Here is a 20,185-nt window from a genome sequence, read left to right as displayed (position 1 = left end):
CGACAATCGAGTCCGCGCATCGGCCCGCTATCTGGCGCGGTCCAAGGAGCACGAATGCATCAGGCCGCAAGCCTGCAATTCGAGCGCGTGATGGGCGAGCTCGTCCTCTGGCACGCCGTGCCGGAGGACGAACGCTCGCCGGCACCGGCCTGGTGGTGGGGACCCGCGATGGCCGTGCTCGACGCGCACGAGCCGATGCGACACGCGTGGTGTTGCGAGCTGGGCCTCGGCGACGGCTCGAGCTTCGCCGAAGGCGCACATGCCATTTTCGAGCTGTTCGCCGAGCAAACCTCGCCGTCCTGGCCGGATAATTTTCCGCGCAAAGCGAAAGTGAAGGAAGCGGACATCCGCGAGCTGCACCCGCAGCCGTCAGACGACAGCGCGTTTCAGCCGTAGTGCCGCGGATTCGTCCGCAGTCGGATCCGCCTCCGGTTGGAGCGGCGGCGCGACGAGCGCCTCCATCGGCCGCAGCAGCTCGGCCATCTGCCGCGCCGGCACCGGCTTGGAGATCAGAAAACCCTGCATCTCGTCGCAGCCATGGGTCCGCAGGAAGGCCTCCTGCTCGGCGTTCTCGACGCCCTCGGCAACCACTGTCATGCCGAGCGCCTTGCCCATGCTGATGATCGCCTGCGCGATCGCTTGGTCTTCCGAATCCTGCGGCAGGTCGCGCACGAAGGAGCGGTCGATCTTGATGGTGTCGATCGGAAAATGCTTCATCAGCGACATCGACGAATAGCCGGTGCCGAAATCGTCGATGGCAAGCCGGATGCCGCGGCTCTGGATGGCGTCGAGCACCTTCAGCGCGCGTCCGACGTTGCGCATCATCATGCTCTCAGTGACCTCGAGCTGGAGCAGCACCGGCGACATGCCGGAGGCCGCCAGCGCCTCGTCGACGTCCTGCAACAGATGCTCGTCGACGAACTGCCGCGGTGACAGATTGACCGCCATCGACACCGGCAGCAGGCCGCGGCGCTGCCAGGCCATCGCCTGCGCGCAGGCCTCCTTCACCACCCAGCGGCCGATCGGCACGATCAGACCGGTCTCTTCCGCAAGTGGAATGAACTGCGCCGGCGAGATATTGCCGAGATCGGGATGGCTCCAGCGCAACAGCGCTTCCACGCCGGTGATCTGTCCGGTCTCCATGTCGACCTTGGGCTGATAATTCAGCGAGAACTGCTCGCGCTCCAGCGCCCGGCGCAGCGCGCTTTCGAGCGATAGCCGTTCGATCGACTGCGTCTTCACTTCCTTGGAGAAGAAGCGATAGCCGTTCTTGCCGTCTTCCTTGGCGAGATACATCGCCATGTCGGCGTTCTTGGTCAGCGTCTGCGCGTCGGCGCCGTTGGCCGGATACATCGCGATGCCGATCGAGGCGGTGGTGTGGCACTCATGGCCGGCGAGCTCCATGGGCTCGGCGAGCGCCGTCAACAGCCCGGTGGCGATGCGCTGGACGTCGTCGATCTCGCCGCACTGGTCGAGGATCACCACGAACTCGTCGCCGCCGAGGCGAGCCACCACGTCGCTTTCCCGCAGCGCGCCGCGCAAGCGGTTCGCCACCTCGAGCAGGAGCAAATCGCCAGCCTCATGACCCAGCGAATCGTTGATGACCTTGAAGCGGTCGAGATCGATGAACAGCACCGCGAAGCGGTGATCGTGGCGCTGCGCCGCGTCGATCGCCTCGCGCAGCAGCCCGTTGAAGGTCTCGCGGTTCGGCAGATCGGTCAGGCTATCATGCGACGCCAGATATTCGATGCGCTCGTCCGCCTCGTTCTTCTCGTCGGCGCGATCGAAATTCTCGATCGCAAAGGAGACGTTATCGGCGAGACGCTGCAACAGCTCGACGAACTCGGAGGTGAAGGTATCCTGCTCGGTCGACATGTAGATCATGACGCCGACCGGCTTGTCGTGCGTGATCAGCGGGAACGCCGCGCCAGAGCGCGCGCCATCGCCCTGCAGCACGCCATGGAAGGCGCTCACACGGCTGTCATTGACATAGTCGTTGCTGACACAGGGCTGCCGGGTGCGGAACGCGGTGCCGCTCATGCCGCGGCCTTCGGGCCGGTCGGCATCGATGGAGAGACGAACGTTCCGCGTGGTCTCGGCCGACGGCCCCGCGGCCGCGACGATCTCGAGCTGGTCGTTGTCGGCCTTGGCGAGCGCAATGGTCGTCGAGGTGAACTTGCCGCCGGTGGACGCGGCCTGACACACGAGCTCAAACAGCTCGGTGCGTGACTTGGCGCGCACGATCGCTTCGTTGGTGGCGCTCAGCGCCGCGAACATGCGCGTCAGGCGCTCCTTCTGCTCCTCGGTCCGCGACCGCTCCTCGGCCCGGTCGAAATTGTCGAGCGCGAAGGCGACATTGGCCTGGAGCCGTTGCAGCAGCTCGACGAATTCCGGCGTGAACGTGCCGCACTCCGGCGAGTTGAAGAGAAATACGCCTTCGACACGATCGCCGTTGAGCAGCGGCAGCGCCGCGGAGGATCCGATACCGTTGCGGCGGGCGTTGGCCACCCAAGGCGTGATCCGGTGGTCGGACAGCACGTCGTTGCTGATGCAGGGCTGGCGCGTGCGGAAGGCCGTTCCGGTCAACCCGCGCCCTTCGGGCACCTGGTCGGAGGTGGAGAATTTGAAGTTGCGGACCGTATCCGCGTTTGGCCCGTAGCAGGCGGTAACGCGGAGCAGCTCGGCTTGATGATCGACCAGCGCGATGGCGGCGGAAGTAAACTTCGCGCCCTTCGCTGTTGCTTCGCAAACGAGGTCGAACAGCTCGGCCCGCGAGTGTGCGCGCAGGATCGCCTCATTGGTCGCGCTCAGCGCCGCATACATGCGCGCTAGGCGTTCCTCTTCCTCGGCGATCCGTGCCTTCTCAGCCTCGCGGTCGAAATTGTCGATGGCAAAGCAGACGTTCTCGGCGATGCGCAGCATCAGCCCGACGATTTCCTCGTCCTTGGCCCAGGACTGGCTGAGGAAGGCCAGGATCACGCCAATGCTTTGGCCGTGCTTGATCAGGGGGGCCGCGACACAGGCGGCGACGCCGGTGTTGACGTTGGCCTGCTCCCACGGCGTACCCCTGGTGCGACGCGCGAGATCGCGCTCGACGATGGGCTTCTGGGTCCGAAACACCTCGCCGGAAATACCACGGCCATAGGGGTTCTCGGGATCGACCGAATAGCTCGTCTGGGCGACGATCTCCACGTTCTCACCGGTACCGGCGACAGGCTTGAGCCAATGCGAGCCCCGCTCCTTCAGCAAGACGAATGTCACCAGCGACTTGCCGCCGTGCACGGAGGCATCGCACACAAGCTGGTACAGCTCTTGCTCGTTTTTCGCACGCAGAATGGCCTCGTTGGTCGCGCTGAGCGCGCCGAACATTCGGTTGAGACGTCGTGTCGCCCGCTCGCTGGTCTGCCGCGCGGTCTCGCGCGTGAAATTCTCCAACGCATAGGAAATGTTGGCCGACATGCGCTCGAACAGCGACACCATTTGCTCGGTCAGCGAGCCGGCCTCGCTGCGGGTCACGAACAGGACGCCGACGCTCTTGCCGTTGCACAGCAGCGGCAGGGCCGCGGCCGCGCCGATATGCGCCTTGGCCGCCCCCTCGCGCCACGCCAGCGAGCGCGGGTCATTCAGATAGTCGTTGCTGATGCAGAGCTTCTGGCTGCGAAACGCTTCGCCACCGACGCCCATGCCTTCGGGGGTGCCGGCTTCCGTGGTGATCTCGATTGCGCGCAGCCGCGCCACGTCGTCGCCGCAGCCGGCCGCAAAGCGCAAGCGCTGGCCATCCGGCTCCACTAGGAACACGGCAACAGCCATGAAGTCTCCACTCGCGAACCCGGCGTCGCAGACCTTCTGGTGCAGCTCGTCCGGCGATTTCGCGTAGAGGATCGCTTCGTTGATGGCACTCAACGCTGCAAAGGTGCGCGCGAGGGTCGTCTGCACGATCTTAACTCCCGGGCATTTCTGCCGATTTCTCCCGGGTGCTTTATGAACGGGGATCGGCTAAGTGGTCGTTATTGCGCACGGGAAACCGCCGATCAAAGTGAACGAGCTGCGAACGGCAGACCAGAAACTGTCGAGAATCCCGCCGCGCGGCACGCAAGGACGCATAGTCGTTCGACGAAAGGCGCGTTCTCTTAACGAATTTGCAGCCCAGTATTGGTTTACGGGAGATTGATATCGGCGTGGGGCTTTGAAACGATGGCTCCCAACAACCGCCCACCCAAGGGTGATGACCGAGGGAACGCCATGCGAGTACAGGCTCGACACCGTCCTCGATCTCTCCTGACCCCATCTGGAGAACAGCAGCATGAATCGGCAGATGGTCCTGGTCGGCTTCCTTCAGGCGCAGAACTGCACGAACCTGCCAAGCTCGTGGCGGCATCCGGACTCGCGCTCAGATTCGATGTCGGCGGATTATTACCAGGAGATCGCCAGAATCCTCGAAGCCGGCAAACTCCACATGGCGTTCTTCGATGATCGGCTGGCGATGCCGGACCGCTACGGTAACGACCACGCCCACACCGTCGAATACGGCATCCGTTGCGTGAAGATGGATCCGCTGATCGTGCTGACCACGATGGGCCTGGTCACCGACAAGCTCGGGCTGGGCGCGACCTGCTCGACCACATACTACGAGCCCTTCGACGTCGCCCGCCGCTTCGCGACGCTCGATCTGATGTCGGGCGGACGCGCGGGCTGGAACGTCGTGACGTCGCTGAACGACGGCGAGGCGCTCAACATGGGGCGCGACTCCCATCCCGAACACGATTCCCGCTACGACAAGGCCGACGAATTCATGGAGGTCGTGCTCGGCCATTGGGACACATGGGAGGACGGCGCGCTCATCATGGACAAGACGAGCGGCCGCTTCGCCGATCCGAGCAAGGTGAAGCGGCTCGATCACAAGGGGCCAGCCTACAAATCGCGCGGGCCGTTCACGGTGCCGCGCTCGGACCAGGGCCATCCCGTCATCATCCAGGCCGGCGCATCCGGCCGCGGCCAGCGCTTTGCAGGATATTGGGGCGAGGTGATCTTCACCGCCGCGCGCAATCTCGCCGGCGCCAGGGAAGGCTATGCGGCCGTGCGCAACGAGGCGGCAAAGGCCGGCCGCGATCCCGACCAGATGCGACTTTGCAATCTGACCACGCCGGTCTGCGCCGCGACCAAGGCGGAAGCCGAAGACAAGATGGCCCTGATCAACAAGCTGCCACTCGAGATCGACGCGCTGTCGCTGCTCGCCGAAGCGCTCAATTACGATTTTGCCTCCAAGGATCTCGACGAACCTTTGACGACGGACGACTTGAAGAGCATGCAGGGCATCCTGGGGATCCGCGACGGCGTGCTGAAGAATTCCGGCAAGAGCAATCCGAGCGCGCGCGACTTCGTCACCTTCTCCGGCCGCGGCCAGGTGCACGACGCCATGGTCGGCGGCCCCAGGGAGATCGCGGACAAGTTAGAGGAAATGTTCGTCGAGCGCGGCTGCGACGGCTTTGTCATCGCCGCGACCTATGTGCCGGGCTCTTACGCGGACTTCGTGCAACATGTCGTGCCGGAATTGCAGCGGCGCGGGCTGTTCCAGAAGGAATATCGCGGCAAGACACTGCGGGAAAATCTCGGGCTGAAGCGGCCGGCCGCCGGCGCCTGGAAAGTACAGCCGCGCGACGCCGCGGAATAACAACGAGTACAAGACATGCGCTGGGTGAAATTCACCGCCTCCGGCAAAACCTCCTGGGGTCTGATCGAAGGCGATCCGCTCAGTGAATGGCAGTGGACGTCGCGCACACGCTCGGCATTGGCACGCTGCGCAATCGGTTTGTGCGGGAGGAGCGGTAGATCAGCTTATGGCGCCTGAGCGGCCCTTCACATGGTCGATAAAGGCCCGCAGCTTCGGCATGATTTGTCGGTGGCCGGGATAGTACAGGAACACACCCGGTGTCATCGGCGCGAATTGCTCCAGCACATGGACGAGCTTTCCGACCGCCATGGCGCCGGCGGCCAGTGGTGCGGGCACTTGCGCAAGACCCACACCTTCGACGGCGGCCCCGAGCATCGTGGGAAAGTCATAGGCGATAAAAGGTCCCGAAACGGCAATCTCGATCGAACGGCCGTTGTCGTTGAGCGACCATGATGCGAGCGCTCCGTTCGATCGTCGCAGTCTCAAGCAGGCGTGCTCGCGCAGATCGTCCGGGCGCTCGGGCCGGCCGCGGTGGGCAAGGTAAACCGGGCTGCCGACGATGATGAGGGGTAGCGGCTTCGTCAGCCGCACCGCAACCATGTCAGGTGTGATGAACTGCCCCATCCTGATGCCGGCATCAAAACCTCCGGCTGCGAGGTCGACCAGCTCTTCGCTTGCGGCAAGCTCCACCTCAATCTCGGGAAACGCCCGGCAGAACGACGCGACCACCGGCTCGAGCAGGATCGGCACGATCGAGCGCGGTACGGTGAGACGCAGGAGACCGGCCGGCCGCTGTCCGAGCTCACGGGCCGCCCCGCTTGCCGCGATCAGTTCCTCGAAGGCCGGTCTTGCGCGCGCAAGGAATCTCTCGCCGGCTTCGGTCAGCCCGACGCTGCGGGTCGTGCGGATGAACAGCGCTGCGCCGACGCGCGCCTCGAGCGCTCGTATCGCCTGACTGATGGCCGATGGCGTTACCCCGAGTTCAGCGGCCGCCCGGCGGAAACTGCGATGCTGGGCGACACTCAGAAACGCCTCCACCCCGTCGAGCGCGCCGTGCCTGACTGTGAAGTTCTGCTTCATAGCCCGTCAACATTATCGCGAATAGTCGCGCGCGGGAAGCGGGCTTACATCCGAATTGCAAATGAGCCGCACTGCGGCGTGCGCCCGACACCTGCGACATCGCGGCGACCGCCGTGATCGGAGAAAACCGATGAAGGCAATCCGCAACGTCATCCTGGCACTCACCCTCACACTGACAGGCGCTATTTCCATGGCCGATCCATCCCTTGCCCAAGCACAAGCCACGCCGCCGACCTCCGGGGTCATGGTCATCCTGACCGTCAAGGCCGGCGTTACACGCGAACAGGTCATGGCCGTCATGCCCGATGAAATCAGGCAGACCGTGCAGCTCTATCTCAACGGAAAAGTTCGCGAATGGTATTCGCGGTCCGATGGGCGCGGAACCGTCTTCCTGCTGGATGTCAAGGATGTCGCCGAAGGGCACGCGATCATGGATGGCCTGCCGCTCGCCAAGCAGGATCTCATCGACCACGAATACATCGCGGTCGGTCCGCTCATGCCACTCCGCCTGCTCATGACCAAACCCTGAGCACCCGCCGGCGCAGAACCGGATTCGAACCCCACCCGACATGTCGGACAATCAAGGACACCCGAACGTGCCACCGAGCTTCAACCTTCCGTTCGTCCTCAGCGTCGCCGGCGCCTTCCTGGCAAGCTCGGTGGTGGCCATCGTCTATGTTTGGCCGGTGGTCCGCACGATGCCGCGTCACGACGCCTTGAGACTTCTCGCGGCTTTCCATGCGTTCAGGTTCTTGGGGATGAACTTCCTGGTTGCCGGGTTCGTGTCTTCGGAGTTGAGCCCGGATTTCGCCAGCGAAGTCGGTTGGGGAGACCTCATCGCCGCCACTCTCGCGCTCATTTCAATGGCTGCGCTCTCCTGGCGATGGTCCATCGCCGTTCCGATGGTCTGGATATTCAACGTCTGGGGCACGCTGGATCTTCTGAATGCGTACTACATGGGCGCGACGAAGATCCAGAATCCCGGCCTCTTCGGCGCCGGCATTTATATCCCGGCCCTTTATGTGCCTCTGCTGCTGGTCAGCCACGTTCTGGTCTTCATGATTCTGTTGAGGTCCGGACCGGAAGAACAGACACCGTGACACCGCGAGCGGATCGCAATCCGCGACATTGCCGTCCGAGATGCCTTGCGTCTGTCCGCGACCGGGATCTCCTCTCCCGAAGGAATGCCAATGAACACCGATGCTGTTTCCGTTGCTGTGATCGTCCCGCGTCCCGTCCGGCTCAGCCTGATATGGACCGTTTCATTCGCGATGCTGTGGACCTGGTTGATCTACTCGCTACCCGCACTTGCGGAGAGCGGCTTTCCTGCGCTGGGCGTTCGGCTGATGGCTCATGGGCTCATAGCGGTTGGCTTGTGGCTCGGCCTCGAAGGCACCGACTTGACAGCAAGGCAACGCCAAGCGACCTGGCTGGTCTTCATGGTGCCTTTCACGCTCTGGGCTGCCGTCGCCTGGACGGCAGCCATCAACGGCGCATTTCGCACGGGCACCTCTCCCTTGCCGCTGCTGCCAGTGGCGATCCTGCTGCCGGTGATCTTCGGTGCTCCGGTGCTGCTGTGGTCGAAACGAGTGGGGCAGCTGCTTGATGCGATGCCGCCGACCTGGCTCATTGCCCTTCAGGTTTACCGCATTTTTGGCACCCAATGGCTCGTCTACTGGCTGAGTGGGATGCAGCCAGGCCTATGGGCGCTCCCGGCAGGGATTGGCGATGTGCTGACCGGTCTCTTCGCCGTGCCGGCGGCGCTTGCGCTCGCAGCTGGAACGGCTGCGGGGCGGAAGGGGGCTATCCTTTGGAACATCTTCGGCCTCGCAGATCTCGCCGTCGCGATCACCCTGGGAATGATCATGTCGCCCGGCCCGTTCCAGCTGATCGTTCCATACGGCCCGAGCATGGCCCTGGACACCTTTCCGAACGTGCTGACCCCCGCCTTCGTCGTGCCAAGCTCGATCCTATTGCACGCGCTGTCGCTGCGCCAACTGATCCGGCGCAGCCGGGCGGAGACGGTGTAAGCCGCGGTCTCAAAACGGCAGCGCCACGCTGGTCTTGATTTCCTTCAGCACCACATTGCTGCGGACGTAGCGGATGCCGGGAATGCGGAACATGAACTCATCGAGGAAGCGGTTGTAGGCCGCCATGTCCTGCACGACGACGCGCAGATGATAGTCGGCGTCGCCCGTCGTCGCAAAACACTCCAGCACCTCACGGCGGCCGGTGACGCGGGACACGAACTCGTCGACGAATTTAGCGTCGTGCCGCTCCAGCGAGACGTGGAGGATGGCGGACATTGCGAACCCTGCCTGCTCGCGCGCAACCAGTGCCGCATAGCCACGAATAACTCCGCTGTCCTCGAGTGCACGCACCCGGCGCCAGCAGGCCGAGGTTGACATGCCGACCTCGTCAGCGAGCTGCTGGTTGGTAGCGCGGCCGTCCTTCTGGAGGTGGGCGAGAATCCGCGTGTCCTGATCTTCGATCATCGATACCTCAGAAATCGATTAAATCTACCAGATTTTCGCTTTCATTGCAAAATTCTACCGAATTAACGCCCACCGCGGGGATGAATAGGTAAGACCTACCAACGCCCCAAGCCTAACCTTGGCCTATTCGGCAGGATGCCGCGCGAGGCCCGCCATGGACGCCATTCCGTCACTCGACAGTTACGAGCTCTCAGACCGCTACGAGCGCGAGGACGGCCGCGCCTTCCTCACGGGCACGCAAGCCATCGTCCGCATCGCGCTCGACCAGATCAGGCGCGACCGCGCCGCGGGGCTCAATACCGCCGGCTTCATCTCCGGCTATCGCGGCTCACCGCTCGGCGGCATCGATCTCGAGCTGTGGCGCATCCAGGAGCGCCTCAAGCGCGACCACATCGAATTCCTCTCCGCCGTGAACGAGGACCTCGCGGCAACCGCGGTGCTCGGCTCGCAGCAGGTCGAAACCCAGGCCGACCGCGAGGTCGATGGCGTGTTCGGGCTCTGGTACGGCAAGGGCCCCGGCGTCGATCGCTCCGGCGATGCGCTCAAGCACGGCAATGCCTACGGCTCGTCACCGCATGGCGGCGTGCTGGTGGTCGCCGGCGACGACCATGGCTGCGTGTCGTCCTCGATGCCGCACCAGTCCGACGTCGCCTTCATGAGCTGGTTCATGCCGACGCTGCATCCCGCAAGCGTCAGCGAATATCTGGAGTTCGGCGAATATGGCTACGCGCTGAGCCGCTTCTCCGGCATGTGGGTCGGCTTCAAGGCGATCTCGGAGATCGTCGAGTCAGGCGCATCCGTCGCGCTGCGCCCACCGCGCATGTTCCGCACGCCCGACTTCACGCCACCACCAGGCGGACTGCACTATCGCTGGCCCGATCTGCCGGGCCCGCAGATCGAGGAGCGGCTGGAAGCGAAAAAGCACGCGGTCTACGCCTTCGCCAAAGCCAATCCGATCGATCGACATATCTACGACATTCCAAACGCCACCTACGGCATCGTCACCACAGGCAAGGCGCATCTCGATCTGATGGAAGCCCTGCGGCTGATGGGCCTCGATGAAGCCGCCTGCCGCAGCATCGGCATCGACATCTACAAGGTCGGCATGGTCTGGCCGCTGGCACTGCACGACGCCATGGATTTCGTGAAGGGCAAGCGCGAGATCCTCGTGGTCGAGGAGAAGCGCGGCATCATCGAGAGCCAGTTCAAGGAATATTTTTACGACTATCCCGGCGCAAAACCCGAGCGCATGGTCGGCAAGCACGACGAAACCGGCGCGCGGCTGATCTCCTGGATCGGCGAATTGTCGCCGCGCGCCTTGGCGTCCGTGCTCGCTCGCCGGCTCGATCCGATTTTTCCGGGCCTCAATCTTGCGGCGCGTGCAGCCGCACTGCTGCCGGAAGCCGAGCGCACGATCAACGTCGCAGGCGCGACGCGTACGCCCTATTTCTGCTCCGGGTGCCCGCACAACACCTCGACAAAGGTGCCCGAGGGATCGAAGGCGCTGGCCGGCATCGGCTGCCATTTCATGGCGAGCTGGATGGACCGCGAGACCTCCTCGCTGATCCAGATGGGCGGCGAAGGCGTGAACTGGGCCGCCTCGTCTCGCTTCACCGGCCACAAGCACGTCTTCCAGAATCTCGGCGAAGGCACTTATTATCACTCCGGCTCGATGGCGATCCGGCAGGCGATCGCCGCCAAGGCCAACATCACCTACAAGATCCTGTTCAACGATGCGGTGGCCATGACCGGCGGCCAGCCGGTCGACGGTCCCATCAGCGTGCATGCCATCGCGCACAGCGTCCGCGCCGAAGGCGTGGCCCGCATCGCGGTGGTGTCGGACGATCCCGCGCAATTCCTGTCCGCGGATCTGCCCGGCGGCGTCACCATTCATCCACGCGAGGAGATGGACGCCGTGCAGCGCGAGCTGCGCGACATCTCCGGCGTATCGGTGCTGATCTACCAGCAAACCTGCGCAACCGAGAAGCGGCGCCGGCGCAAGCGCGGCCAGATGGCCGATCCCAAGCGCTTTGCCTACATCAACGATCTCGTCTGCGAGGGCTGCGGCGACTGCTCGGTCGAGTCCAACTGCCTCAGCGTCGAGCCGAAGGAGACGCCCTTCGGCCGCAAGCGCCAGATCAATCTGTCGGCGTGCAACAAGGATTTCTCCTGCCTCAACGGCTTTTGCCCGAGCTTTGTCACCGTCGAAGGCGCGACGCGCCGGAAGAAGAGCGCGACCCAGTTCGATGCAATCGGTCGCGCAGCCACGCTCCCCCTCCCCGCCCCCGCCACGCTCGACCGTCCCTACGATCTGCTCGTGACCGGCGTCGGCGGCACCGGCGTGATCACGATCGGCGCGCTGATCGGGATGGCCGCGCATCTGGAACGACGCGGCGTCTCGGTGCTGGATTTTACCGGCTTTGCGCAGAAATTTGGCCCGGTGCTGAGCTACATCCGCCTCGCTTCAAGTCCCGAGGCGCTGCACCAGGTCCGCATCGACCAGGGCGCGGCCGATGCGCTGATCGGTTGCGACCTCGTCGTCAGCTCCTCGCCGAAGGCGTCCGGCACCTATCGCCGCGGCACGCGCGCGACCATCAACACCGCGGAGATGCCGACCGGCGACGTCGTCCGCTTCCGCGACGCCGATCTCGCTTCCCCTGCCCGCCTGAGCGCGATCGGCCGTGTCATCGGCAACGACAATCTCGACAGCATCAACGTCAATGCCCTGGCCGAGCGGCTGCTCGGAGACGCCGTCTATGCCAATATCATCATGCTGGGCTTTGCCTGGCAGCGTGGACTGGTGCCGGTTTCTCTCTCGGCGCTGCTGCGCGCGATCGAGCTCAATGGCGTCGCGGTCGAACGCAACAAGCAAGCTTTTGCCTGGGGCAGGATCGCCGCTGCTGATCCGGGCCTATTGCCGGAGGCGAACGAGACGCCAAAAGCAGAGACGCTCGACCAGCTCATTGCTCGCCGGGGCGATTTCCTCACCGCCTATCAGGATGGGGCTTATGCGGCGCGCTATCGTGCACGCGTCGCAAAAGTTCGTGCTGCCGAAGCCGCGCTGAACAGCGAGGCCCTGACCGAGGCCGTCGCCCGCGCACTCTTCAAGCTGATGGCCTACAAGGACGAATACGAGGTCGCGCGCCTGCACATGCAGACCGGCTTTCTCGACGAATTGAAGCGCGAGTTCGAGGATGGCTTCAGCGTCCAGTATCATCTCGCCCCACCGTTCCTGCCATCCAGGCACGACGCCCGCGATCGGCCGCGCAAGCGCGCCTTCGGTCAGTGGATTCAGATGCCGCTCGCCATGCTGGCGCGGCTGAAGGGATTGCGCGGAACGCGGTTCGATCCATTCGGCTACACGGCAGAACGGCGCGCCGAGCGGGAGCTGATCGTCTGGTATGAAGGCTTGATCGAACGGATGCTCGACGGGCTCGAAGCGGCGCATCTCCCCGATCTCATCACCATCGCGAAGGCCCCGATGGAGATCCGCGGCTACGGCCCGGTGAAAGATGCCGCGATCCACAAGGTCATGACCGACGTCGAGCGCTTGACGGCAATGCTCGATACCGTGCCGCCAGCACCGGCGTCAGGACTCCACCGTCAGGCTGCGCTTGGTGCCGGGTGAGACCCAGCCCATCACAAGCGTGACGACCGCCGCGACGGCGATGTTGAGCAGCAGCGCACCGAGGCCGACATAGAAGGTGTGATTGGCACCGCCAAAGGCGATGCTGGCGAGCGGCTTCAATCCGTTGCTCCAGGCTGTCCAAGAGCCCCAGCCGATGCCGGCGGCCCAGCCGAGCAGGAGCCCTTCAGCCCTGAACCAGGGGGTGTAGAGACCGAACACCAGCGCAGGCAGGGTTTGGAGAATCCAGAGGCCACCAAGCAACTGGAGATCGAGCGCATATTGCGTCGGCAGGAACAGGATGAACGCCAGCGCGCCCACCTTGACGACCAGCGAGGTGATCTTGGCCACCGACGCCTCGCCGGCGTGGGTGATGTCAGGGTTGACATAGGACTTCCAGACATTGCGGGTGAAGAGATTGGCCGCACCGATGCTCATCACCGCCGCCGGCACCAGTGCGCCGACCCCGATCGCGGCAAAAGCGAAGCCCGCGAACCACGACGGGAACAGGGCCTTGAACAACATCGGCACGACATCATTGGGAGACGTGACCATGATATGCGCGGCATGGGCCATGTAACCGAGCAACGCGATCAGGCCGAGCAGCAGCGTATAGGCCGGCAGCAGGATCGCGTTCTTGCGGATCGTGTCGGCCGATTTCGACGCGAACACGCCGGTCAGCGTATGCGGGTACATGAACGCTGCCAGCGCCGAACCCAGCGCGAGGGTCGCATAGGCCAGCATCTGCTCGGGCTTCAACAGCAATCCGGTATTGCCGCCCTTGGCTGCGAAGGCATCATTCGCGGCGGAGAACACCGCGCCGTAGCCGCCGAGCTTGGCCGGCACGACGACGACGGCCACAAGCACCACGATATAAATCATGATGTCCTTGACGAAGGCGATCAGCGCCGGAGCGCGCAGGCCGGAGCTGTAGGTATAGAGCGCAAGGATGACGAAGGCCGCGACGATCGGCAGTTCGCCGGTGAGACCCGTCGCCTTGATCACGACCTCCATGCCGATGAGCTGGAGCGCGATATAGGGCATGGTCGCGACAATGCCGGTCAGCGCCACGACGAGCTCGAGCGCGCGCGAGTCATAGGTGGCGTGGACGACATCGGCCGCCGTGACATGGCCCGCCGCATGCGCGCGCTTCCACAGCACCGGCATCACCGCGAACACGAAAGGGTAGACGATGATGGTGTAGGGCAGCGCGAAGAAACCATAGGCGCCGACCGCATAGACCAGCGCCGGCACCGCAATCACAGTGTAGGCAGTGTAGAAGTCGCCGCCGACCAGGAACCAGGTGACCCAGGTGCCGAACTGGCGCCCGCCCAAGCCCCATTCGTCGAGATGCGCACTGACCTCGCCCGTCTTCCAGCGCGCGGCGACGAATCCCATCACGGTGACGAGGACAAAGAAGAAGATGAAAACCGAAAGCGGCACCCAGTCGATCTGAGCGGTCATGGCGCGGTCCTCACTGCGTCTCGTCAGGCGTGCGGCTGCGCCAGACCAGCCAGATCAGCAGCGATGAGATCGGGACCCAAGCCAATTGGTACCAATAAAAGAACGGAAAGCCGAACAGCGACGGTTCGGCAAAATTGTAGAAGGGGACCCAGAGGAGGCCGACATACGGCAGCAATAACAGGATCCTCATAATGTCCTCCGGGCTCAGCCAGCAATCGTGCCGACCTCTTCGATCTCTCAACGAGATAGGAACCGGATCGTTGCGCGCACCAGCGGCATTCTCTGTTGTTGCGGTGCGGCGCGAGAAAATGTGATCATGTGGCCTGATCCTTGCTGATGGGCTGATCGGACTGATGGGGACCTCGATGAACCTTGATCAACTGACCTTGATGCAGGCCGTGGCCGAGCTCGCCGCCGGAAAAAGCACGAGCCACGCGCTCACCTCCGAGGCGCTCGCCCGCGCCAAGGCCAATGCCGACCTCAACGCCTTCGTCACCCTGGACGAAGAAGGCGCCCTGAAGGCTGCCGTCGCGTTCGATACGCAAGGTGCGGGCGCCGGGAGCAGGCCGCTCGGCGGCGTCCCCATCGTGATCAAGGACAATATCGAGGTCGCAGGACTGCCCTGTAGCGCCGGCACGCCTGCGCTGAAGGATTACGTTCCGAAGGCCGATGCACCCGTGGTCGCAAAGCTGCGCGCCGCCGGCGCGGTCATCATCGGCAAAACCAGCATGCACGAGCTTGCGTTCGGTATCTCCGGCTACAACACCGCATTCAAGACCGGCGCGGAGTTCGGCGTGCGTAACGCCTATGATCGTGCCTTGATTGCCGGTGGTTCTTCGTCCGGAACGGGCGCCGCGATCGGCGCCCGGATCGTTGCAGGCGGGCTCGGCACCGACACCGGCGGATCGGTGCGCGTCCCCGGCGCACTGAATGGCTGCGCCTCGCTGCGGCCGACCGTCGGACGCTATCCGCAAGCCGGCATCGCGCCGATCTCGCATACCCGCGATACCGCAGGGCCGATGGCGGCGACGATGGCAGACGTTGCGCTGCTAGACAGCGTTATCGCGGGCGGTGATATCGTTCGGCCGGCCGATCTGCGGCGGGTCCGTATCGGCCTCGTGAAGAGCATGCTGGCGAACCTCGACGGGGATACTGAAACCGCCTTTCAGGCCGCGCTCGCCCGATTGAAAGCGCAAGGCGTGACCGTGGTCGACATCGAGATGCCTGAGCTGACCCAGCTCAACGGCCGGGTCGGATTTCCGGTCGCGCTCTACGAGGCCTATGACGACATGGTTGCCTATCTCAACCGCACCGGCACAGGCGTGACCATCGAGGCCATGGTCGCGAGGATCGCGAGCCCCGACGTCAAGGGCACCTATGAAGGGTTGGTGCTGCCGCGCAAATTGCCGGCGCCCGACGGCAGCCTTGTCGATGCAAAGCCGCTTTACGTCGAAGCCATCAATGTCGCGAGGCCGGCGCTTCAGGCGCTCTACCAGCAGACCTTTGCAAGCAATGGGATCGATGCGATCGCGTTCCCGACCACACCCAGGGTTGCGATCGCTTCGAATCCGGAATCCAGCAGTCTCGAGAATTTCGGCCTGTTCATCCAAAACACCGATCCCGGCAGCAATGCCGGCATTCCCGGGATCCAGATTCCGATTGCGCTTGGCGAGACCAGCAAACTGCCGATCGGACTGGAGCTCGACGGCCCCGCGGGCAGCGACAAACGGCTGCTCGCCATCGGCATCGCGCTCGATGCCGTGTTTGGGCGGCTTCCCGCGCCGCGTTGACGCGATCGTAGCTTCTTGCCTAGACCAAAGACCCTCGTCATTGCGAGGAGCGCTTGCGACGAAGCAATCCAGAGTCTTACTGCGGAAAGATTCTGGATTGCTTCGCTTCGCTCGCAATGACGAAAGGTGGTGGGCACGGCGCAAGGGCGCCTTTGCCCACCGCGCCAGCTAAGAATACGGATTGATCAGCTTCTGCTGCTCGGCGCTGTGATGCACGAGCATGTCAATGAAGGTCCTGACCTTGGCCGACAGGTGATGGCGATGCGGATAAACCGCGTTCATCGACATCTCGACCGGCCGGTATTCCGGCAGCAGGCGCACCAGTCGGCCGGCATCGAGATCGTCGCTCACCAGGAATCCTGCGAGCAGGCCGATGCCGGCGCCCTCGATCACCATCCGTCGCAGCGCTTCACCGCTGTTGGTGACAAGGCTACCCGAGATGCGCACCGATGCCGGCGCACCCCTGCGATCGAAGAAGCGCCACTCGTCGCCGAAGGGATAGTTGAGGTGACGGCCGCAATTGTGGCCGGTGAGCTCGGCGAGTTGCTGCAGCCGGCCGTGCTTTTCGAGATAATCGTGCGAGCAGCACAGCACGTGACGCCAGGTGGCGAGGCTGCGGACGATCAGGCTTGAATCCGGCGGCGGGGTCATGCGCAGCGCAACGTCATATCCCTCCTCGATGAGGTCGACATTGGCTTCGCCCATGCGCAGATCGACCTTCACGTCCGGATAGGTCGACAGCAGCTTTGCCACCACGCCCGCCACGAAAGGCACCATGTGCGTAGCGGAATGAATCCGCAGCGTGCCCCGCGGCACCGACTGCAACGCGCCGGCGATGTCGTCGGCCTGCTCGATGTCGGACAGAATCTGGACGCAGCGGTCGTAATAGGCCTTGCCGATTTCCGTGACGCTGACTTTGCGGGTGGTGCGATTGAGCAGGCGCGCGCCGAGCCGCTCCTCGAGCGCCTGGATGTGGTTGCTGACCATCGTCGTGGACATATTGAGCTTGCGGGCGGCGGCGGAGAACCCGCCGGTATCAACGACCCGGACGAAAGCGGTCAGGCTAGTCAGCCGGTCCATGGGGCGCCTCGGATTATGCAGTATGAGTGGACAATCATTTTGCTTTTTGGCGGATTATCACAAGCGCCGGAACAGCGCATCTTCTGCCCAGACAACAGCGCCCCTTCGGAACGGGACGTCTGGGGAATCCGGAGGATGTCATGTCGAACGCGGCTTATACTGCTGAAACTACTGATAAAATCAGCCTGAAGCCGTCCCGGCAGGCGATCAAGCGCGCGGCGCTCGGGCTGGCGCTGGCCCTTGGCGTCGCTGTGGCCGGCGATTTTGGCTACGATTACCTGACGACCGGCCGCTACCTGGAATCGACCGATGACGCCTATGTGAAGGCCGATTCCACCATCATCGCCCCGAAGGTGTCGGGCTACATCGCCCAGGTGCTGGTCGGCGACAATGAAAAGGTGAGAGCGGGCCAGGTGCTGGCCAGGATCGACGACCGCGACTTCAAGGCCGCGCTCGGCCAGTCCCGCGCCGACGTCGCCGCAGCCGAAGCCTCGGTTCGCAACCTCGATGCCCAGCTCCAGCTGCAACAGCCGATCATCGAGCAGAGCACCGCCGACGTCACGGCTGCCGACGCCAATCTGAAATTCGCGCAGGAAGAGCGCGCCCGCTACGACGACCTCATGAAGTCGGGCTCAGGCACGATCCAGCGCGCACAGCAGACCGATGCGGCGCTCCGCGCCAGCAACGCGCAATTGCAGCACGCCAAGTCGGGCCTGGTCGCCGCGCAGCGCAAGGTCGATGTGCTGACCACCCAGCGGGCCCAAGCCACCGCGCAACTCGATCACGCTCGCGCGGTCGCGGACCAGGCTGAGCTGAACCTGTCCTACACCGAGATCACCGCGCCGGTTGACGGCACGGTCGGCGCCCGCAGCCTGCGTGTCGGCCAGTACGTGCAGGCCGGCACGCAATTGATGGCAGTGGTGCCGCTCGATGCGGTCTATGTGGTCGCGAATTTCAAGGAGACCCAGCTCACGCATGTGCGCGCCGGCCAGCCGGTCGAGCTGCGTGTCGACAGTTTTCGCAATCGCACGCTGCACGGTCATGTCGACAGCCTTTCGCCGGCCAGCGGACTTGAATTCGCGCTGCTGCCTCCCGACAATGCGACGGGTAACTTCACCAAGATCGTGCAGCGCGTGCCGGTGAAGATCGTGCTCGACGATCACAGCCTCGCGGGCCTGTTGCGGCCCGGCATGTCGGCGGTGCCGACCGTCGACACCAAGGCAACCGTGGTGGCCGAACGCGAGACGATCAGGAGCGTCGCCGACAACGCGACGCGACCGAACGGTGGCTGACGCCGATTATCCAAACCATCCGCCTAATGCATCCTGTCTCTGCAACCGAGACGAGGCTTCCATGAGCACGCTTCAACCGACGCTCAACGCCGCTTCCGCCGCCAATCTCCCCGCTCTGGCTGCAGCTCCCGCAGCGCCGGCCGTCTCTGCCAAAACCTGGATCGCGGTGATCGGTGCCACGCTCGGCGCCTTCATGGCAGTGCTGAACATCCAGATCGTCAACGCCTCGCTCGCCGACATCCAGGGCGCGATCGGCGCCGGCATCGACGACGGCGGCTGGATCTCGACCTCCTACCTGATCGCCGAGATCGTGGTGATCCCGCTGTCCGGCTGGCTCGCGCAGGTGTTCTCGATCCGGATCTATCTGCTCACCAATGCGATCCTGTTCCTGGTTCTCTCCGCGGCCTGTGCGCTGGCGCAGGACCTGCCGCAGATGATCGTGCTGCGCGCCGTGCAAGGCTTTACCGGCGGCGTGCTGATCCCGATGGCTTTCACGCTGATCATCACGCTGCTGCCGCGTGCCAAGCAACCGGTGGGTCTTGCGTTGTTCGCGCTGTCAGCGACGTTCGCGCCGGCGATCGGCCCGACTATCGGCGGCTATCTCACCGAGAATTTCGGCTGGCAGTACATTTTCTACGTCAACCTCGTGCCGGGCGCGATCATGGTCGGCATGCTCTGGTACGCACTCGACGCCAGGCCCATGAAGCTGTCGTTGCTCGCGGACGGCGACTGGGCCGGCATCATCACCATGGCGATCGGCCTGTCCGCGCTCCAGACCGTGCTGGAGGAAGGTAACAAGGACGACTGGTTCGGCTCGCCCTTCATCGTCAAGCTGTCCGTCATCGCAGTCGTGGCGCTAGGCGCGTTCCTGATCATCGAGCTCACGGTCAAGAAGCCGCTGTTGAACCTGCGCCTGCTGGTCCGCCGCAATTTTGGCTTCGGCATGCTCGCCAATTTCCTGCTCGGCGTCGCGCTCTACGGTTCGGTGTTCATCCTGCCGCAATATCTGTCGCGCATCCAGGGCTACAATGCCGAGCAGATCGGCGCAGTGCTGGCCTGGACCGGATTGCCGCAGCTCGTGCTGATCCCACTGGTTCCGCGCCTGATGCAGAAGTTCGACGCGCGGATCATCATCGGCGTCGGCTTCGTGCTGTTCGCAGGCTCAAACTTCATGAACATCTATATGACCAACGACTACGCCGCCGACCAGCTGTTGTGGCCCAACGTCGTACGCGCCATCGGCCAGGCGCTGGTGCTGGCGCCGCTGTCGGCCGTGGCAACCGCCGGCATCGAGCCGGAGAACGCGGGATCGGCCTCCGGCCTGTTCAACATGATGCGCAATCTCGGCGGCGCCGTCGGCATAGCGCTGCTCCAGACCGTGCTGACCAAGCGCGAGCAGTATCACTCCAACGTGCTGATGCAGTCGGTTTCGGTGTTCGAGCAGGCCACCCGCATGCGGCTGGAACAGCTCACGCAGTATTTCATCAACCACGGCGTGCTCGACCGTGCCGACGCAGCGCATCGCGCCTATGTCGCGATCGGCCATACCGTTCAGAAGCAGGCTTACATCTTTGCCTTTAGCGACACCTTCTACCTGCTCGGCATGGCGCTGATCGTGGCCCTGATCGCCGTATTCTTCCTGAAGAAGCCCGGCCAGGCCTCGGCCGGCGGAACTCACTGAATCAACC

At 63.9% G+C, this 20,185-nt stretch carries 16 protein-coding genes; 10 read left to right on the top strand and 6 right to left on the bottom strand.

Going from position 1 to position 20,185, the window contains the following annotated elements:
* Positions 1-54: 54 nt before the first annotated feature.
* Positions 55-396, top strand: coding sequence for a hypothetical protein (locus ABID58_RS12925; protein ID WP_148753243.1), 342 nt, complete (start codon positions 55-57; stop codon positions 394-396).
* Here ABID58_RS12925 and ABID58_RS12920 read toward each other — a convergent pair.
* Positions 370-3,936 carry a bifunctional diguanylate cyclase/phosphodiesterase gene (locus ABID58_RS12920; protein WP_354032906.1) on the bottom strand — a complete coding sequence of 1,189 codons (3,567 nt, stop codon included), beginning with the start codon at positions 3,934-3,936 and terminating at the stop codon, positions 370-372. The two genes, ABID58_RS12925 and ABID58_RS12920, sit on opposite strands and share 27 nt — an antisense overlap.
* A 367-nt stretch (positions 3,937-4,303) precedes the next feature.
* Here ABID58_RS12920 and ABID58_RS12915 point away from each other — a divergent pair, with 367 nt between their 5' ends.
* Positions 4,304-5,671 carry an LLM class flavin-dependent oxidoreductase gene (locus ABID58_RS12915; protein WP_354032905.1) on the top strand — a complete coding sequence of 456 codons (1,368 nt, stop codon included), beginning with the start codon at positions 4,304-4,306 and terminating at the stop codon, positions 5,669-5,671.
* A 15-nt stretch (positions 5,672-5,686) separates the two neighbouring features.
* On the top strand, positions 5,687-5,848 hold the full coding sequence (locus ABID58_RS12910) for an Rv2993c-like domain-containing protein (RefSeq protein WP_354032904.1): 162 nt from the start codon (positions 5,687-5,689) through the stop codon (positions 5,846-5,848).
* Here ABID58_RS12910 and ABID58_RS12905 read toward each other — a convergent pair.
* Positions 5,831-6,751, bottom strand: a complete 921-nt coding sequence (locus tag ABID58_RS12905; protein WP_354032903.1) for a LysR family transcriptional regulator — start codon at positions 6,749-6,751, stop codon at positions 5,831-5,833. The genes ABID58_RS12910 and ABID58_RS12905 overlap by 18 nt on opposite strands.
* Positions 6,752-6,881: 130 nt before the next feature.
* Here ABID58_RS12905 and ABID58_RS12900 point away from each other — a divergent pair, with 130 nt between their 5' ends.
* The 3 genes from ABID58_RS12900 to ABID58_RS12890 all read left to right on the top strand — a co-directional run bounded on the left by ABID58_RS12900 (position 6,882) and on the right by ABID58_RS12890 (position 8,781).
* Positions 6,882-7,280, top strand: coding sequence for a hypothetical protein (locus ABID58_RS12900; RefSeq protein ID WP_246230054.1), 399 nt, complete (start codon positions 6,882-6,884; stop codon positions 7,278-7,280).
* A 40-nt stretch (positions 7,281-7,320) separates the two neighbouring features.
* Positions 7,321-7,851, top strand: coding sequence for a DUF8737 domain-containing protein (locus ABID58_RS12895; protein WP_354032902.1), 531 nt, complete (start codon positions 7,321-7,323; stop codon positions 7,849-7,851).
* A gap of 90 nt (positions 7,852-7,941) precedes the next feature.
* Positions 7,942-8,781 carry a DUF8737 domain-containing protein gene (locus tag ABID58_RS12890; protein ID WP_354032901.1) on the top strand — a complete coding sequence of 280 codons (840 nt, stop codon included), beginning with the start codon at positions 7,942-7,944 and terminating at the stop codon, positions 8,779-8,781.
* 9 nt (positions 8,782-8,790) lie between these two features.
* On the opposite strand, the gene ABID58_RS12885 is transcribed toward ABID58_RS12890, so the two are convergent.
* The gene (locus ABID58_RS12885) at positions 8,791-9,246 is read right to left on the bottom strand and encodes an Lrp/AsnC family transcriptional regulator (protein WP_148753238.1); all 456 of its coding nucleotides are present in this window, start codon (positions 9,244-9,246) and stop codon (positions 8,791-8,793) included.
* A gap of 154 nt (positions 9,247-9,400) precedes the next feature.
* On the opposite strand from ABID58_RS12885, the gene ABID58_RS12880 reads away from it, so the two are divergent.
* Positions 9,401-12,874, top strand: a complete 3,474-nt coding sequence (locus ABID58_RS12880; RefSeq protein ID WP_354032900.1) for an indolepyruvate ferredoxin oxidoreductase family protein — start codon at positions 9,401-9,403, stop codon at positions 12,872-12,874.
* Here the strand turns inward: ABID58_RS12880 and mctP are convergent.
* Positions 12,836-14,335: a monocarboxylate uptake permease MctP gene (mctP, locus tag ABID58_RS12875; RefSeq protein ID WP_354032899.1), complete on the bottom strand. Its 1,500-nt coding sequence runs from the start codon at positions 14,333-14,335 to the stop codon at positions 12,836-12,838. The genes ABID58_RS12880 and mctP overlap by 39 nt on opposite strands.
* A 10-nt stretch (positions 14,336-14,345) precedes the next feature.
* The gene (locus tag ABID58_RS12870) at positions 14,346-14,525 is read right to left on the bottom strand and encodes a DUF3311 domain-containing protein (RefSeq protein ID WP_354032898.1); all 180 of its coding nucleotides are present in this window, start codon (positions 14,523-14,525) and stop codon (positions 14,346-14,348) included.
* A 175-nt stretch (positions 14,526-14,700) separates the two neighbouring features.
* On the opposite strand from ABID58_RS12870, the gene iaaH reads away from it, so the two are divergent.
* On the top strand, positions 14,701-16,125 hold the full coding sequence (iaaH, locus tag ABID58_RS12865) for an indoleacetamide hydrolase (protein ID WP_354032897.1): 1,425 nt from the start codon (positions 14,701-14,703) through the stop codon (positions 16,123-16,125).
* A gap of 168 nt (positions 16,126-16,293) precedes the next feature.
* On the opposite strand, the gene ABID58_RS12860 is transcribed toward iaaH, so the two are convergent.
* Entirely contained in the window at positions 16,294-17,205 is a 912-nt protein-coding gene (locus ABID58_RS12860; RefSeq protein WP_148753234.1) for a LysR family transcriptional regulator, read from the bottom strand.
* 140 nt (positions 17,206-17,345) lie between these two features.
* On the opposite strand from ABID58_RS12860, the gene ABID58_RS12855 reads away from it, so the two are divergent.
* Entirely contained in the window at positions 17,346-18,497 is a 1,152-nt protein-coding gene (locus tag ABID58_RS12855; RefSeq protein ID WP_354032896.1) for an HlyD family secretion protein, read from the top strand.
* A gap of 61 nt (positions 18,498-18,558) precedes the next feature.
* Positions 18,559-20,178: an MDR family MFS transporter gene (locus ABID58_RS12850; protein WP_354032895.1), complete on the top strand. Its 1,620-nt coding sequence runs from the start codon at positions 18,559-18,561 to the stop codon at positions 20,176-20,178.
* Positions 20,179-20,185 lie beyond the last annotated feature (7 nt).

Source organism: Bradyrhizobium sp. S3.2.6 (assembly GCF_040546885.1).
GTDB lineage: Bacteria > Pseudomonadota > Alphaproteobacteria > Rhizobiales > Xanthobacteraceae > Bradyrhizobium > Bradyrhizobium cytisi.
The sequence above is the reverse complement of the archived record's forward strand: the minus strand, read 5'-3'. Positions and strand labels throughout refer to the sequence as shown.

Bases quoted from the DNA above. Each gene is read 5' to 3' on its own strand.
- ABID58_RS12925 (WP_148753243.1), top strand. From the start codon at position 55: ATGCATCAGGCCGCAAGCCTGCAATTCGAGCGCGTGATGGGCGAGCTC.
- ABID58_RS12915 (WP_354032905.1), top strand. From the start codon at position 4,304: ATGAATCGGCAGATGGTCCTGGTCGGCTTCCTTCAGGCGCAGAACTGC.
- ABID58_RS12910 (WP_354032904.1), top strand. From the start codon at position 5,687: ATGCGCTGGGTGAAATTCACCGCCTCCGGCAAAACCTCCTGGGGTCTG.
- ABID58_RS12905 (WP_354032903.1), bottom strand. From the start codon at position 6,751: ATGAAGCAGAACTTCACAGTCAGGCACGGCGCGCTCGACGGGGTGGAG.
- ABID58_RS12900 (WP_246230054.1), top strand. From the start codon at position 6,882: ATGAAGGCAATCCGCAACGTCATCCTGGCACTCACCCTCACACTGACA.
- ABID58_RS12895 (WP_354032902.1), top strand. From the start codon at position 7,321: ATGTCGGACAATCAAGGACACCCGAACGTGCCACCGAGCTTCAACCTT.
- ABID58_RS12890 (WP_354032901.1), top strand. From the start codon at position 7,942: ATGAACACCGATGCTGTTTCCGTTGCTGTGATCGTCCCGCGTCCCGTC.
- ABID58_RS12885 (WP_148753238.1), bottom strand. From the start codon at position 9,246: ATGATCGAAGATCAGGACACGCGGATTCTCGCCCACCTCCAGAAGGAC.
- ABID58_RS12880 (WP_354032900.1), top strand. From the start codon at position 9,401: ATGGACGCCATTCCGTCACTCGACAGTTACGAGCTCTCAGACCGCTAC.
- mctP (WP_354032899.1), bottom strand. From the start codon at position 14,335: ATGACCGCTCAGATCGACTGGGTGCCGCTTTCGGTTTTCATCTTCTTC.
- ABID58_RS12870 (WP_354032898.1), bottom strand. From the start codon at position 14,525: ATGAGGATCCTGTTATTGCTGCCGTATGTCGGCCTCCTCTGGGTCCCC.
- iaaH (WP_354032897.1), top strand. From the start codon at position 14,701: ATGAACCTTGATCAACTGACCTTGATGCAGGCCGTGGCCGAGCTCGCC.
- ABID58_RS12860 (WP_148753234.1), bottom strand. From the start codon at position 17,205: ATGGACCGGCTGACTAGCCTGACCGCTTTCGTCCGGGTCGTTGATACC.
- ABID58_RS12855 (WP_354032896.1), top strand. From the start codon at position 17,346: ATGTCGAACGCGGCTTATACTGCTGAAACTACTGATAAAATCAGCCTG.
- ABID58_RS12850 (WP_354032895.1), top strand. From the start codon at position 18,559: ATGAGCACGCTTCAACCGACGCTCAACGCCGCTTCCGCCGCCAATCTC.